This window comes from Burkholderia sp. Ax-1719 (assembly GCF_011753055.1).
Lineage (GTDB): Bacteria > Pseudomonadota > Gammaproteobacteria > Burkholderiales > Burkholderiaceae > Paraburkholderia.
The window spans coordinates 305,447-319,232 of sequence record NZ_VWWJ01000006.1; the positions used below are offsets into that span (position 1 = coordinate 305,447).

8 protein-coding genes are annotated in these 13,786 nt (G+C 62.8%); 4 read left to right on the top strand and 4 right to left on the bottom strand.

Features of this window, described 5'->3' with window-relative positions:
* Positions 1 to 67: 67 nt before the first annotated feature.
* From F3J17_RS14775 to F3J17_RS14790, 4 genes are all read right to left on the bottom strand, one after another.
* Positions 68 to 1,636 (bottom strand): DHA2 family efflux MFS transporter permease subunit, encoded by a 1,569-nt coding sequence (locus F3J17_RS14775; protein ID WP_167059562.1) that lies wholly within the window; start codon positions 1,634 to 1,636, stop codon positions 68 to 70.
* 109 nt (positions 1,637 to 1,745) lie between these two features.
* A complete protein-coding gene (locus F3J17_RS14780) occupies positions 1,746 to 2,969 on the bottom strand; it encodes an EmrA/EmrK family multidrug efflux transporter periplasmic adaptor subunit (protein WP_167059565.1) in 1,224 nt (407 codons plus the stop codon).
* A 78-nt stretch (positions 2,970 to 3,047) separates the two neighbouring features.
* Positions 3,048 to 4,652: an efflux transporter outer membrane subunit gene (locus tag F3J17_RS14785; RefSeq protein WP_167059568.1), complete on the bottom strand. Its 1,605-nt coding sequence runs from the start codon at positions 4,650 to 4,652 to the stop codon at positions 3,048 to 3,050.
* Between the two features lie 135 nt (positions 4,653 to 4,787).
* Positions 4,788 to 5,312 (bottom strand): MarR family winged helix-turn-helix transcriptional regulator, encoded by a 525-nt coding sequence (locus tag F3J17_RS14790; protein ID WP_167059571.1) that lies wholly within the window; start codon positions 5,310 to 5,312, stop codon positions 4,788 to 4,790.
* A 410-nt stretch (positions 5,313 to 5,722) separates the two neighbouring features.
* On the opposite strand from F3J17_RS14790, the gene typA reads away from it, so the two are divergent.
* The 4 genes from typA (at position 5,723) to lpdA (ending at position 13,700) form a co-directional block, all read left to right on the top strand.
* Positions 5,723 to 7,543: a translational GTPase TypA gene (gene typA, locus F3J17_RS14795; protein WP_167059574.1), complete on the top strand. Its 1,821-nt coding sequence runs from the start codon at positions 5,723 to 5,725 to the stop codon at positions 7,541 to 7,543.
* Between the two features lie 360 nt (positions 7,544 to 7,903).
* Positions 7,904 to 10,768, top strand: coding sequence for a 2-oxoglutarate dehydrogenase E1 component (locus F3J17_RS14800; RefSeq protein ID WP_167059577.1), 2,865 nt, complete (start codon positions 7,904 to 7,906; stop codon positions 10,766 to 10,768).
* 105 nt (positions 10,769 to 10,873) lie between these two features.
* On the top strand, positions 10,874 to 12,145 hold the full coding sequence (gene odhB / locus F3J17_RS14805) for a 2-oxoglutarate dehydrogenase complex dihydrolipoyllysine-residue succinyltransferase (RefSeq protein ID WP_167059580.1): 1,272 nt from the start codon (positions 10,874 to 10,876) through the stop codon (positions 12,143 to 12,145).
* A 124-nt stretch (positions 12,146 to 12,269) separates the two neighbouring features.
* Complete coding sequence (gene lpdA, locus F3J17_RS14810) at positions 12,270 to 13,700, top strand: dihydrolipoyl dehydrogenase (protein WP_027818255.1); 1,431 nt, start codon at positions 12,270 to 12,272, stop codon at positions 13,698 to 13,700.
* The last annotated feature ends 86 nt before the right edge of the window (positions 13,701 to 13,786 follow it).

The following is a 13,786-nucleotide window of genomic DNA, read 5'->3' on the forward strand; positions in this document are numbered from 1 at the left end:
GCAATAAAAAACGGCACGCCAGTGAATCGGCGTGCCGTTTTTGTTGGTGCGTCTCGTGCGCTTGCGTCTAGTGTGCCGCTGAAGCCGCCGCGCCTGCATCGGCGCTGCCTGCGCGCTCGGGGCGCGTGATCCAGATCAGCGCGATCAGCACGATAAAGATCACCGACGAAATCCAGAACAGGTCGTTGACGCCCAGCTGTGCGGCCTGCTGCGTCACCATGCGGTCGAACATGCCGTGCGACTGCGCCGGATCGAGCCCCACCGAGTTCTGCATCTGCTGCATCGACTGGTTGAACACCGGGTTGGTCGGCGTGGCCTGTTCCGTCAGGCGCGCGTGGTGGAAGATCGTGCGATGGTCCCAGGCGGTTTCGAAGATCGAAGTGCCGATGCCGCCGCACATGATCCGCACGAAGTTCGACAGACCCGATGCTGCCGGAATGCGATTGCCCGGCAGACCCGACAGCGTGATCGACACCAGCGGAATGAACAGACCCGCCATGCCGATGCCCTGGATCAAGGTGGGGACCGTGAGCGCCCACGTATCCACGCCGGTCGTGTACTGCGAGCGCAGCCAGAAACACAGCGCGAACACCACGAACGCGGTGGTGGCGATATAGCGCGGATCGGTACGCGGCAGGATCTTGCCCGTGACCGGCGAAAGCAGGATCGCGAAGAAGCCCACCGGCGCCATCACGAGACCCGCATCGGTGGCGGTGTAGCCCAGATCGGTCTGCAGCCACAGCGGCAGCAGCACCAGATTGCCGAAGTAAAGGCCATAGCCCACCGACAGCGCAATTGTGCCGCCCGTAAAGTTACGCCGCGCGAACAGCGACAGATCGACGACCGGGTGTTCGGCGGTCAATTCCCAGATCACGAAGAACGCGAACGAGATCACGGCGGTCAGCGCCAGCACGATGATGGTCGTCGACGAGAACCAGTCGAGATCCTTGCCCTTGTCGAGCATGATCTGCAGCGAGCCGACCCAGAGGATCAGCAGACCAAGACCCACGCCGTCGATCGGCGCCTTGCGGATCACCGAATCGCGGTTGCGGAAGATCATCCACGTGGCGATCGCGGCGACGATGCCCACCGGAATATTCACGTAGAAAATCCACGGCCACGAGATATTGTCTGAGATCCAGCCGCCGAGAATCGGACCCGCCACCGGCGCGATCAGCGTCGTCATCGACCACATCGAGAGCGCAATCGGCGCTTTGGCGCGCGGATAACTCGCGAGTAGCAGGGTTTGCGAGAGCGGAATCATCGGGCCGGCCACGGCGCCCTGCAGCACGCGCGCGGCGAGCAGGAAGGGCAGCGTGGGCGCAAGGCCGCACAGCCATGACGAGATCACGAACAGAATGATCGACGCCATGAACAGGCGCACCTGGCCGATGCGTTCGGTCAGCCAGCCCGTGAGCGGCACGGAGATGGCGTTCGCCACCGCAAACGAGGTGATGACCCACGTGCCTTGATCGGAGGCGACGCCCAGGTCGCCAGAGATCGACGGGATCGACACGTTCGCGATCGACGTGTCCAGCACGTTCATGAACACCGCGAGCGAGACCGCGATGGTGCCGAACACGAGTTGCGCGCCTTGCAGCGGCGGATGGACGACGGGTTGTTGTGCTGCTGCCATTGAGTGCTTTGTTATGTGCTGCTAATTGCTGCGAGTTGCTTCCTTGTACAGCCTGACGCCGCCGGGCGATTCCCTGGGGAATGCCTGGCGGCGTCACGCGATCCTTACATCAGCTATGCGCGGCGGATTTGGCTGCGCCGTTGGCCGACGACACCTGCTTCGCGTTCTGGCCTGCATTTTCCGAGATGATGCGGGCGATTTCCGCGTCGGCTTCGTCGCCGTACTTCTCGAACACGTTGGTCTGGTAGACCGTGTTCTGCGCGTTGCCGAGCTGGCTGCCCGTGTCGTCCTTGATGTTCACGTCCACCTGCATCGACAGGCCGATGCGCAGCGGGTGCTTTTCGAGGTCGGCCGGATCGAGCGCGATACGCACCGGCAGGCGCTGGACCACCTTGATCCAGTTACCCGTGGCGTTCTGCGCCGGCAGCAGCGAGAAAGCCGAACCCGTGCCTGCCGAGAAGCCCACCACCTTGCCGTGATAAACCACCGACGAACCATAGACGTCCGCCGTCATGTCGACCGGCTGGCCGATGCGCATGTGCTTGAGCTGGACTTCCTTGAAGTTGGCGTCGACCCACACGGCATTCAGCGGCACTACCGACATCAGCGGCGTACCCGGCGAAACACGCTGGCCGACCTGCACCGAGCGCTTCGCAACGTAACCCGTCACCGGCGCGGGCAGGGTGTTGCGGGCGTTGGTGAGGTAGGCGTCACGCACCTTCGCGGCGGCGGCCATCACGTTCGGGTGATCGGAGATGGTCGTGTTGGCGGTCAGCGCGCGGTTCGCGGCGAGTTGCTGTTGCGCGGCGTCGAGTGCGGCTTCCGCGCTCTTGACCGTATCGCGTGCGTGCGAGATTTCTTCCTGCGAAACCGCGCCCGTTTGCGCAACCTGCATACGGCGGCGCAGATCGTCCTGCGCGCGCGACAGGTCAGCCTGACGCACGGCCACCTGCGCCTGGTACTGGCTGTCGTCGGCGAACAGGCCGCGCACCTGGCGCACGGTCTGGCCGAGATTGGCTTCGGCCTGCTGGAGCGCGATGCGCGAGTCAGCCGGGTCGAGCTGGACCAGCGGGTCGCCGATCTTGACGGTCTGCGTGTCGTCGGCGTTCACGGCGATCACCGTGCCGGTCACCTGCGGGGTGATCTGCACGACGTTGCCGTTGACGTAGGCGTCGTCGGTGCTTTCCGAGAAGCGCGCGACGAGGAAGTAATAGAGGCCGTAGGCAATGGCTGCGATCACGATCACGAGGACAAGCAGCGTCATCATGCGCTTGCGCTTGCCGTTGTTCGCGGTCGGCTGCGGATTGGCCGCCGGTTGCTGAGGGGTGCTCATGGAAGGATCTCCGGATTCTTGCGTGCTGTTCGTTCAGTTATCTGGCCAGCTTCTGGCTTTCTGGCTGCTTTGGCTCTATCAGTTCGCGGCCGAATTCGTCGCGCTTGCGGCAGGCGTCGACGAGGCGGGCGCCGTCCACGGCGCATCGCGCCACGGGCCGCCGTTCACGTCGCTCTGGCCTTTCACGTCTTTCGCGTCGCTGCCGACCTGCGACGGCGCGACGAGATTCACGTCGTGCGCGTTGTGGGCATCGAAACCACCGCCCAGCGCCTTGATGAGCGCCATCTGCTGGTCGCGGCGCTGCGCCTTGAGGCTAGTCACGTTCTGCTCGGACGCGAGGCGGTTCTGGTCGGCGTTGAGCACCTGCAGTTGCTCCGACAGACCCGCCTTGTAGCGGATCACCGCGAGCTGGTACGCCTTCGTCGACGCATCGAGTGCGTTCTGCGCATCGACCAGCTGCTTGTCCGCCGAGCGGATCGACGACACCGTCGTCGCCACATCCTGGAACGCGCCGATCAGCGTCTGGTTGTAGTTCGCCACGTCCAGATCGAAGTCAGCGTAACGGCCCTTCAACTGCGCGCGCAGTGCGCCCGCATCGAAGATCGGCAGATGCACGGCCGGCCCGAACTGCGCCTGACGGCTCGTGAAGTTGAGGAATTTGCCCCAGCCGAAGGCATCGAAGCCAAAGCCCGCTGCGAGGTTCACGTCGGGGTAAAACTCGGCTTTCGCTTCCTTGACGTCGTGCATCGCGGCTTCGACCTGCCAGCGCGCGGCGACGATGTCCGGGCGGCGCGCCACGAGGTCAGCGGGCAGGTTGTCGGGCAGGGCGATCTGCGCCACCGGGTTCAGAACCGGATTGGCGATCTGCAGGCCGCGATCCGGGCCTTTGCCCAGCAGCGCGCCCAGCTGATAACGCACTGTTTCGATCTGGCCGTCGATCTGCGTGAGGTTCGCCTGGCTCGTCGCGATATTGCCGTTGGCGGTCTGGCGTTCGACGTTGGTGTCGAGGCCCGCGACCACGCGGCCATTGGTGATCGTGCCAATGGTCTTGCGATTGTCGATTTCACGCGCGGCGATGTCGCGCAACGCGTAGAGCTGCGCAAGCTGGTTGTACGTGCGTGCGACCGAGGAGGCGAGCGTGACGCGCGCCTGTTCCATGTCGGCCTGCGCGGCGCGCTGCTGCGACACTGCCTGCGCGAGACGCTGGCGATTCTTGCCCCACAGATCCAGATCCCACGACGCGCTGGCGAGCGCATTGTTCTCGCTGAACCACGTGCCGCCGTACGGAGGCGGGAAGAGCGCGTTGGCCGAATACAGCTCGCGCGTCCACGAATAGCTGGCGTTGACCTTCGGTGCGAGCGCCGACTTCGACGTATCGATATACGACGAGGCCTTGGCGATGCGCGCCTGCGCCTGGGCGATGCTCGGGTTGCCTTCGAGCGCTTCGTCGATCAGCTTGGGCAGTTGCGGGTCGCCGAACTGCTGCGCCCAGTCGAGCGTGGGCCACTGGCCGCCTTGTGCCGGAATGCTCTGCGAGGTCTCGAACTGTTGCGGCTGCGCGATGGTCTTGTCGCTCTTGATGCCGAAGTAGTTTGCGCAGCCCGAAAGCGCGAGCGCCGCGACCGCGGTCGCAACCGCTGCTCGACAGGTGTGCGCTGGCGCAAACTGGGTTAGGGATGTCATTGCTCGTCTCGTTGCGTGAGAGGGTGAGGTGATACTGGACGATGCAGCCATTTTTTCGTCTGACGCTTTCAAATTTGCCTGCCTCGTCATCTATCGTAAGTACCGGTTTGGCGCAGATTGATTGCGATTAACGCATCAATCGCCCGATGACTGCTGGCTAGATGCCGCATTGGCCGCGTTCGCGTTCTGGTTAGCTTCGCAGCTATTGACCAGAATCCGCCGCAACATGCTCTTCAGGAAGCCGACTTCCTCGGGCGTGAAGCCTTTGGATAGCTCGTCGGTGACGCTCGTGAAGATGGCCGGCATGCGCGCCGCGATGGTTTCGCCTTCGGGCGTGAGCGCGAGGCGCACCGCGCGGCGGTCTTCGGAGCTGCGCACGCGGCGCAGGAGACCGCGCTTTTCCAGCCGGTCCACCAGCCGCGTGACGGCGCTGGCGTCGATGCCGTATTCGCGCGCCAGTTCGGCCGCGAGCACGCACTTGCCGCTCGCCACCATGAACAGCACGCTGGCCTGCTGGCTGGTGACGCCAAGCTCCGCCACGGTGCGCTGCGTGACCAGGTTCGACATCGACGAGCGCACGCGGGAAATCAGGTAGCCAACGCTTTCGCCGAAGTCGTAATCGAGCACTTTGGGCGGCGGCGTGGAAGTCGGTTCCGTCATGGTTCTGCTGCAACTGCAATGGTTGACCAGGCAGGAATTATAGGGTTCGTTAGTTGACGCGGCAAGGTTTATTGTCGCAACGCCGAGAAACCTTTGCTAAGTAGGGTCTTAATTGGCTTGGGGCACGCATGAGAAAATTGGGTCGTGCGGACCCGGCCCGCGTCGCGTGGATGCCGCACTTCACGCGCAACACGTGGATGAGTCAGATCAAGTCATCTACGCGTGCTATAATTTCAGGTTCCCAAAAGTGTGTCATGGCACCGTTGCCGAACCGACCCGCCAAACGCGTATCCCGAATACATCTGAATGTATCCGGACGCGTCCGGCAACAGGGCGGGGCGGCGTCCGAGCCCTCCTTGTGTGGCCCGCCGTCGAGCCCGCATGACGCACCCAACTGTACCCAGGTTCCTATGTCCCGCGCCCTACGCAACATCGCCATCATTGCCCACGTCGACCACGGCAAGACCACGCTCGTCGACCAGCTCCTCCGTCAGACCGCCACGTTCCGTGACAACCAGCAGGTCGCCGAGCGCGTGATGGACTCGAACGACATCGAAAAAGAGCGTGGCATCACGATTCTTTCGAAGAACTGCGCGGTCGAGTACGAAGGCACCCACATCAACATCGTCGATACCCCGGGTCACGCCGACTTCGGCGGTGAAGTGGAGCGTGTGCTGTCGATGGTCGACTCGGTGCTGCTGCTGGTCGACGCCGTCGAAGGCCCGATGCCGCAAACGCGCTTCGTGACCAAGAAGGCGCTGGCGCTCGGCCTCAAGCCGATCGTCGTCATCAACAAGATCGACCGTCCGGGCGCGCGTATCGACTGGGTGATCAACCAGACGTTCGACCTGTTCGACAAGCTCGGCGCGACCGAAGAGCAGCTCGACTTCCCGATCGTGTACGCATCGGGCCTGAACGGCTACGCTTCGCTGTCGCCGGAAGCGCGTAGCGGCGATATGCGCCCGCTGTTCGACGCCGTGCTCGAACACGTGCCGGTTCGCGACGCCGATCCGGAAGGCGGCCTGCAGCTCCAGATCACCTCGCTCGACTACTCGGCTTACGTTGGCCGTATCGGCGTGGGCCGTATCAAGCGCGGTCGTATCAAGCCGGGTCAACAGGTTGCGCTGCGCTTTGGCCCGGAAGGCCAGGTCATGAACCGCAAGATCAACCAGGTGCTGGCGTTCAGCGGCCTGGAGCGCGTGCAGGTCGAAGCGGCTGAAGCCGGCGACATCGTGCTGATCAACGGTATCGAAGACATCGGTATCGGCGCGACCATCTGCGCGGTGGACAACCCCGAAGCGCTGCCGATGATCACGGTCGACGAGCCGACGCTGACGATGAACTTCCTCGTGAATTCGTCGCCGCTCGCTGGCAAGGAAGGCAAGTTCGTGACGAGCCGCCAGATCCGCGACCGTCTGACCAAGGAACTGAACCACAACGTGGCGCTGCGCGTGAAGGACACGGGCGACGAAACCACGTTCGAAGTGTCGGGCCGTGGCGAACTGCACCTGACCATCCTGATCGAAAACATGCGCCGTGAAGGCTACGAGCTGGCCGTGTCGCGTCCGCGCGTGGTGCTGCACGAAGTCGACGGCGTGAAGCAGGAGCCGTACGAAATGCTGACCGTTGACGTCGAAGACGCCAACCAGGGCGGCGTGATGGAAGAACTGGGCCGCCGTAAGGGCGAAATGCTCGACATGGCGTCGGACGGCCAGGGCCGTACGCGTCTTGAGTACCGCATCCCGGCACGTGGCCTGATCGGCTTCCAGGGCGAATTCATGACGCTCACGCGCGGCACGGGCCTGATGAGCCACGTGTTCGACGCTTACGGTCCGATCAAGGAAGGTACGCTCGGCGAGCGCCGCAACGGCGTGCTGATCTCGCAGGACGACGGCGCTGCTGTCGCCTACGCACTGTGGAAGCTGCAGGATCGCGGCCGCATGTTCGTGAAGCCGGGCGACGCGCTGTATGAAGGCATGATCATCGGTATCCATAGCCGCGACAACGACCTCGTCGTCAACCCGATCAAGGGCAAGCAGCTCACCAACGTGCGCGCCTCGGGCACCGACGAAGCCGTGCGCCTGGTTCCGCCGATCCAGATGTCGCTCGAGTACGCAGTCGAATTCATCGACGACGACGAACTCGTCGAAGTGACGCCGCAGTCGATCCGTCTGCGCAAGCGTCACCTGAAGGAACATGAGCGTCGCCGCGCAAGCCGCGAAGCCGAATAAGTTTGCTGTCTAAACTTTTTCGCGCACTGCAATGCATGTAAGAAAACAAGAAAGCCGCCGCTGTCTGGGCGGCTTTTTTGCGTCCATTTTTACGTCTGGCGGCGATTGCCTTGCTGTGCAGGAAGAGTCTGTTGTTGAAGTTGCAAAGCGCCGCAAAAGCCCTTGTAGTAAGGGTTTGCGTGCGATGATGTGTCGCATTGCATCTTATGGGGAGTATCACTTATGTGCTATGCTCCGCGGATGCATGATTTAGGTCCTTCCAAGCAGACTTGATTCGCAATCCGCTAAACGGTCAGGCCGTGGCGCGGAAGGTTGAGTAACCCGCTATTTCTCGAGAAACTCGAAGAAAGGTGAGCGTAAATGTCGGAAACGATGAAGCAATTCCAGCTGAACTCCTATCTGTTCGGCGGCAATGCTCCGTATGTCGAAGAGCTATACGAAGCATATCTTGACAACCCTGCGTCCGTTCCGGACCAATGGCGCGAGTACTTTGACGCACTGCAAAACGTGCCGTCATCGAGTGGCTCGGCCGACAGCGACGTGGCACACGGCCCGATCGTCGAGTCGTTTGCGCAACGCGCAAAAGCCAATGCGTTCGTCCCCAAGGGCGGTGGTGAAGATCTCGCCACGGCACGCAAGCAAGTTTACGTTCAGTCCCTCATCGGCGCATATCGCTTCCTGGGCTCGCAATGGGCGAACCTGGATCCGCTGAAGCGTCGCGAGCGTCCCGCTATTCCCGAACTCGAACCTGCGTTCTACGACTTCACTGAAGCCGATATGGACCAGACGTTCAGCGCCACGAACCTGTACTTCGGTTTCGAGCGTGCTTCGCTGCGCGAGATCGTCAAGGCGCTGCGCGACACGTACTGCGGCACCCTCGGCGCCGAGTACATGTACATCAGCGATCCGGAACAGAAGCGCTGGTGGAAGGAACGCCTCGAGTCGATCCGCTCGACGCCGAACTTCTCGAACGACAAGAAGAAGCACATCCTGCAGCGCCTCACGGCCGCTGAAGGTCTTGAGCGCTTCCTGCACACCAAGTACGTCGGCCAGAAGCGCTTCTCGCTTGAAGGCGGCGAATCCTTCATCGCCGCGATGGACGAAGTGGTCCGTCACGCAGGCGCGAAGGGCGTGCAGGAAATCGTCATCGGCATGGCCCACCGTGGCCGTCTGAACGTGCTGGTCAATACGCTGGGCAAGATGCCGGCTGACCTGTTCGCCGAATTCGAAGGCAAGCACGTCGACGATCTGCCGGCTGGCGACGTGAAGTACCACAAGGGCTTCTCGTCGGACGTCGCAACCGAAGGCGGCCCGGTCCACCTGTCGCTCGCGTTCAACCCGTCGCACCTTGAAATCGTCAACCCGGTGGTCGAGGGTTCGGCGAAGGCACGTATGGATCGCCGCGGCGATGCAGACGGCCTGCAGGTTCTGCCGGTGCAGATCCACGGCGACGCGGCCTTCGCAGGCCAGGGCGTCGTGATGGAAACGCTGAACCTCGCGCAAACGCGTGGTTACGGCACGCACGGCACGCTGCACATCGTCATCAACAACCAGATCGGCTTCACGACGTCGGACCCGCGCGATGCGCGCTCGACGCTGTATTGCACGGACGTGGTCAAGATGATCGAAGCGCCGGTGCTGCACGTGAACGGCGACGATCCGGAAGCGGTCGTGCTGGCGATCCAGCTCGCGGTCGAATTCCGCATGCAGTTCCACAAGGATGTCGTCGTCGACATCATCTGCTTCCGCAAGCTCGGCCACAACGAGCAGGACACCCCGGCGGTCACGCAGCCGCTCATGTACAAGACGATCGCGAAGCACCCGGGCACCCGCGCGCTTTACGCAGAAAAGCTCGTGCAACAGGGCGTCATCACGGCGGAAGACGGCGACAACTACGTCAAGGCGTACCGCGCCGCGATGGACGAAGGCCACCACACGGTCGACCCGGTGCTCTCGAACTACAAGAGCAAGTACGCGGTGGACTGGGTGCCGTTCCTGAACCGCAAGTGGACCGACGCAGCCGATACGGCCGTGCCGCTCGCGGAACTCAAGCGCCTCGCAGAACGCATCACCACGATCCCGGAAAACTTCAAGGTTCACCCGCTGGTCGAGCGCGTCATCAATGACCGCCGCGCGATGGGCAAGGGCGAAGCGAAGCTCGACTGGGGTATGGGCGAGCATCTCGCGTACGCCTCGCTGGTCGCTTCGGGTTACTCGGTCCGTCTGACGGGCCAGGACTCGGGCCGCGGCACGTTCACGCACCGCCACGCTGTTCTGCACGACCAGAACCGCGAACGCTGGAACGACGGCACGTACATTCCGCTGCAGAACATCGGCGAAAACCAGGCGAACTTCACGGTGATCGACTCGGTGCTGTCGGAAGAGGCAGTGCTGGGCTTCGAATACGGCTACTCGACGGCTGAACCGAACACGCTCGTGGCGTGGGAAGGCCAGTTCGGCGACTTCGTCAACGGTGCGCAGGTCGTGATCGACCAGTTCATCTCGTCGGGCGAAGTGAAGTGGGGCCGTGTCTCGGGTCTCACGATGCTGCTGCCGCACGGCTACGAAGGCCAGGGTCCGGAGCACTCGTCGGCGCGTATTGAGCGTTTCCTGCAGATGTGCGCCGAGCACAACATGCAGGTCGTTCAGCCGACCACGCCGGCACAGATCTTCCACGTGCTGCGCCGTCAGATGATCCGTCTGTTCCGCAAGCCGCTCGTGATCTTCACGCCGAAGTCGCTGCTGCGTCACAAGGAAGCCGTGTCGGATCTGTCGGAACTGGCGAAGGGCTCGTTCCAGCCGGTCATCGGCGAAGTGGACGAAACCATCGACGCGAAGAAGGTCAAGCGCGTGGTGGCCTGCTCGGGCCGCGTGTACTTCGACCTCGTGGCGCATCGCCGCGAAGCGAAGGCCAACGACGTCGCGATCATCCGTATCGAACAGCTCTATCCGTTCGCGCACAAGCAGTTCGAAGCTGAACTGAAGAAGTACGACAACGCAACGGAAGTGGTCTGGGTGCAGGACGAGCCGCAGAATCAGGGCCCGTGGTTCTACATCGAGCACCACCTGAAGGAAGGCATGAAGGAAGGCATGAAGCTGGCATACAGCGGCCGCCCGGCTTCGGCTTCTCCGGCTGTTGGCTACTACGCGAAGCATTACGAGCAGCAGAAGACGCTGATCGAAGGTGCGTTCGGCCGCCTGAAGGGCGCGCAGGTCGCGAAATAAGCACATGAGCTAACGAACCGGGAAGGCGTGCGAACGTACAGCGCGCTTTCCCGCGCTCACGTGCGCGACCCGGTTCGTACCCAGATACGTATTCAGGAACATCAAATGGCTATTGTTGAAGTCAAGGTCCCGCAGTTTTCGGAGTCGGTGTCGGAAGGCACGATGCTGCAGTGGAAGAAGAAGGCGGGCGAAGCGATCGCTCAGGATGAAGTCGTCATCGAGATCGAAACCGACAAGGTCGTGCTCGAAGTGCCCGCACCGGCAGCCGGCGTGCTGGCCGAAATCCTGATCGGCGACGGCGCGACCGTCACGAGCGAACAGGTCATCGCACGCATCGACACGGAAGGCAAGGCTAGCGCCGCTGCAGCTCCGGCAGCCGCCGCCGCTCCGGCTGCTGCGCCCGCAGCAGCACCGGCAGCCGCCGCACCCGCAGCTGTCGCATCGACGTCGAGCAGCAACATCGCCTCGCCGGCCGCGACCAAGCTGATGGCAGAAAAGGGACTGGCAGGCGGCGACGTCGCCGGCACGGGCCGCGACGGCCGCATCACGAAGCAGGACGTGCTGGGCGCAGGCGCGCCGAAGGCCGCTCCGGCTGCACCGGCCGCTCGTCCGGCTGCTGGCAAGCCCGCGCTGCCGCAAGTCAACGCACCGGCTTCGGCTGGCAACTGGCTCAACGACCGTCCGGAACAACGCGTGCCGATGTCGCGTCTGCGTGCGCGTATCGCCGAGCGTCTGCTTGAGTCGCAGCAAACCAACGCCATCCTCACGACGTTTAACGAAGTGAACATGGCGCCGGTCATGGACCTGCGTAACAAGTACAAGGACAAGTTCGAGAAGGAACACGGCGTGAAGCTCGGCTTCATGTCGTTCTTCGTGAAGGCTGCGGTTCACGCCCTCAAGAAGTTCCCGCTCGTCAACGCGTCGATCGACGGCAACGACATCGTCTACCACGGCTACTTCGACATCGGTATCGCTGTCGGTTCGCCGCGCGGTCTGGTGGTGCCTATCCTGCGTAACGCAGACCAGATGAGCCTCGCCGACATCGAAAAGAAGATCGCCGAATTCGGCCAGAAGGCCAAGGACGGCAAGCTGTCGATCGAAGAAATGACGGGCGGTACGTTCTCGATCTCGAACGGCGGTGTGTTCGGCTCGATGCTGTCGACCCCGATCATCAACCCGCCGCAGTCGGCGATCCTGGGCGTGCACGCGACCAAGGAACGCGCCGTGGTGGAAAACGGCCAGATCGTCATCCGCCCGATGAACTACCTCGCGATGTCGTACGACCACCGCATCATCGACGGCCGCGAAGCCGTCCTGTCGCTGGTCGCGATGAAGGATGCGCTGGAAGATCCGGCGCGTCTGCTGCTCGACCTGTAATTCGCGATGTAGCGCGGGCGGGGCGCATGTCCTGCTCGCGCATCCAGTCTCACACTGAGCGGCGCGTGCGCGGGTTCCGGAAGCCGGAATCCACGCGCGGCGCTCACGTATCGAAAGGATGACCATGTCCAAAGAATTTGACGTCGTCGTGATCGGCGCCGGTCCCGGCGGCTATATCGCGGCAATCCGCGCGGCTCAGCTCGGCAAGTCGGTTGCCTGTATCGAAAAGTGGAAGAACCCGGCTGGCACGCTCAAGCTCGGCGGCACCTGCCTGAACGTCGGCTGCATTCCGTCGAAGGCGCTGCTCGCTTCGTCGGAAGAGTTTGAAAACGCGCAACACCACCTCGTCGACCACGGCATCAGCGTGGGCGACGTGAGCATCGACGTGTCGAAGATGCTCGGCCGCAAGGAAGCCATCGTCGAGAAGATGACGAAGGGCATCGAATTCCTGTTCCGCAAGAACAAGATCACGTGGCTCAAGGGCCACGGCAAGTTCACCGGCAAGAACGACGCCGGCGTGCAGATCGAAGTCTCGGGCGAAGGCGAAACCGAAGTCGTGACGGCGAAGAACGTCATCATCGCCACGGGTTCGAAGGCGCGTCACCTGCCGGGCATGCCGGTCGACAACAAGATCATCGCCGACAATGAAGGCGCGCTCTCGTTCGACTCCGTGCCGAAGAAGCTGGCCGTGATCGGCGCTGGCGTGATCGGTCTGGAACTGGGTTCGGTGTGGCGTCGTCTGGGCGCGGAAGTCACCGTGCTCGAAGCGCTGCCGGAATTCCTCGGCGCGGCTGACCAGGCGCTCTCGAAGGAAGCTGCCAAGCTCTTCAAGAAGCAGGGTCTGGACATTCACGTCGGCGTGAAGGTTGGCGAAGTGAAGGCCACCGACAAGAACGTCACGATCAACTACACGGACAAGGACGGCAACGCGCAAGTGCTCGAAGCCGACCGCCTGATCGTGTCGGTTGGCCGCGTGCCGAACACCGATAACCTCGGTCTCGAAGCAATCGGTCTGAAGACCAACGAGCGCGGTTTCATCGACATCGACGACCACTGCGCAACGGCCGTGCCGAACGTGTATGCGATCGGCGACGTGGTGCGTGGCCCGATGCTCGCGCACAAGGCCGAAGACGAAGGCGTGCTGGTTGCCGAAATCATCGACGGCCAGAAGCCGCACATCGACTACAACTGCATTCCGTGGGTGATCTACACCGAACCGGAAATCGCATGGGTCGGCAAGACGGAACAGCAGCTCAAGGCCGAAGGCCGCGAGATCAAGACGGGCCAGTTCCCGTTCATGGCGAACGGCCGCGCGCTCGGCATCAACAAGGCCGACGGCTTTGTGAAGATGATCGCCGACGCCAAGACCGACGAGCTGCTCGGCGTGCACATCATCTCGGCCAACGCATCGGACCTGATCGCGGAAGCCGTGGTGGCGATGGAATTCAAGGCTGCCGCCGAAGACCTCGGCCGCATCTGCCATCCGCACCCGTCGCTGTCCGAAGTGATGCGCGAAGCGGCACTCGCTACCGACAAGCGCGCGCTCAATATGTAATGCATCAGGGCAGGGTGGCGGCCTTCATGGCCGCGCCCGGCTCGCGGTAACTTGCATCACGTACAGAGGCGGACGGGTTTGAACCC

Excerpts from the sequence above, each read along its gene's own strand:
- F3J17_RS14775 (WP_167059562.1), bottom strand. The coding sequence starts at position 1,636 with ATGGCAGCAGCACAACAACCCGTCGTCCATCCGCCGCTGCAAGGCGCG.
- F3J17_RS14780 (WP_167059565.1), bottom strand. The coding sequence starts at position 2,969 with ATGAGCACCCCTCAGCAACCGGCGGCCAATCCGCAGCCGACCGCGAAC.
- F3J17_RS14785 (WP_167059568.1), bottom strand. The coding sequence starts at position 4,652 with ATGACATCCCTAACCCAGTTTGCGCCAGCGCACACCTGTCGAGCAGCG.
- F3J17_RS14790 (WP_167059571.1), bottom strand. The coding sequence starts at position 5,312 with ATGACGGAACCGACTTCCACGCCGCCGCCCAAAGTGCTCGATTACGAC.
- typA (WP_167059574.1), top strand. The coding sequence starts at position 5,723 with ATGTCCCGCGCCCTACGCAACATCGCCATCATTGCCCACGTCGACCAC.
- F3J17_RS14800 (WP_167059577.1), top strand. The coding sequence starts at position 7,904 with ATGTCGGAAACGATGAAGCAATTCCAGCTGAACTCCTATCTGTTCGGC.
- odhB (WP_167059580.1), top strand. The coding sequence starts at position 10,874 with ATGGCTATTGTTGAAGTCAAGGTCCCGCAGTTTTCGGAGTCGGTGTCG.
- lpdA (WP_027818255.1), top strand. The coding sequence starts at position 12,270 with ATGTCCAAAGAATTTGACGTCGTCGTGATCGGCGCCGGTCCCGGCGGC.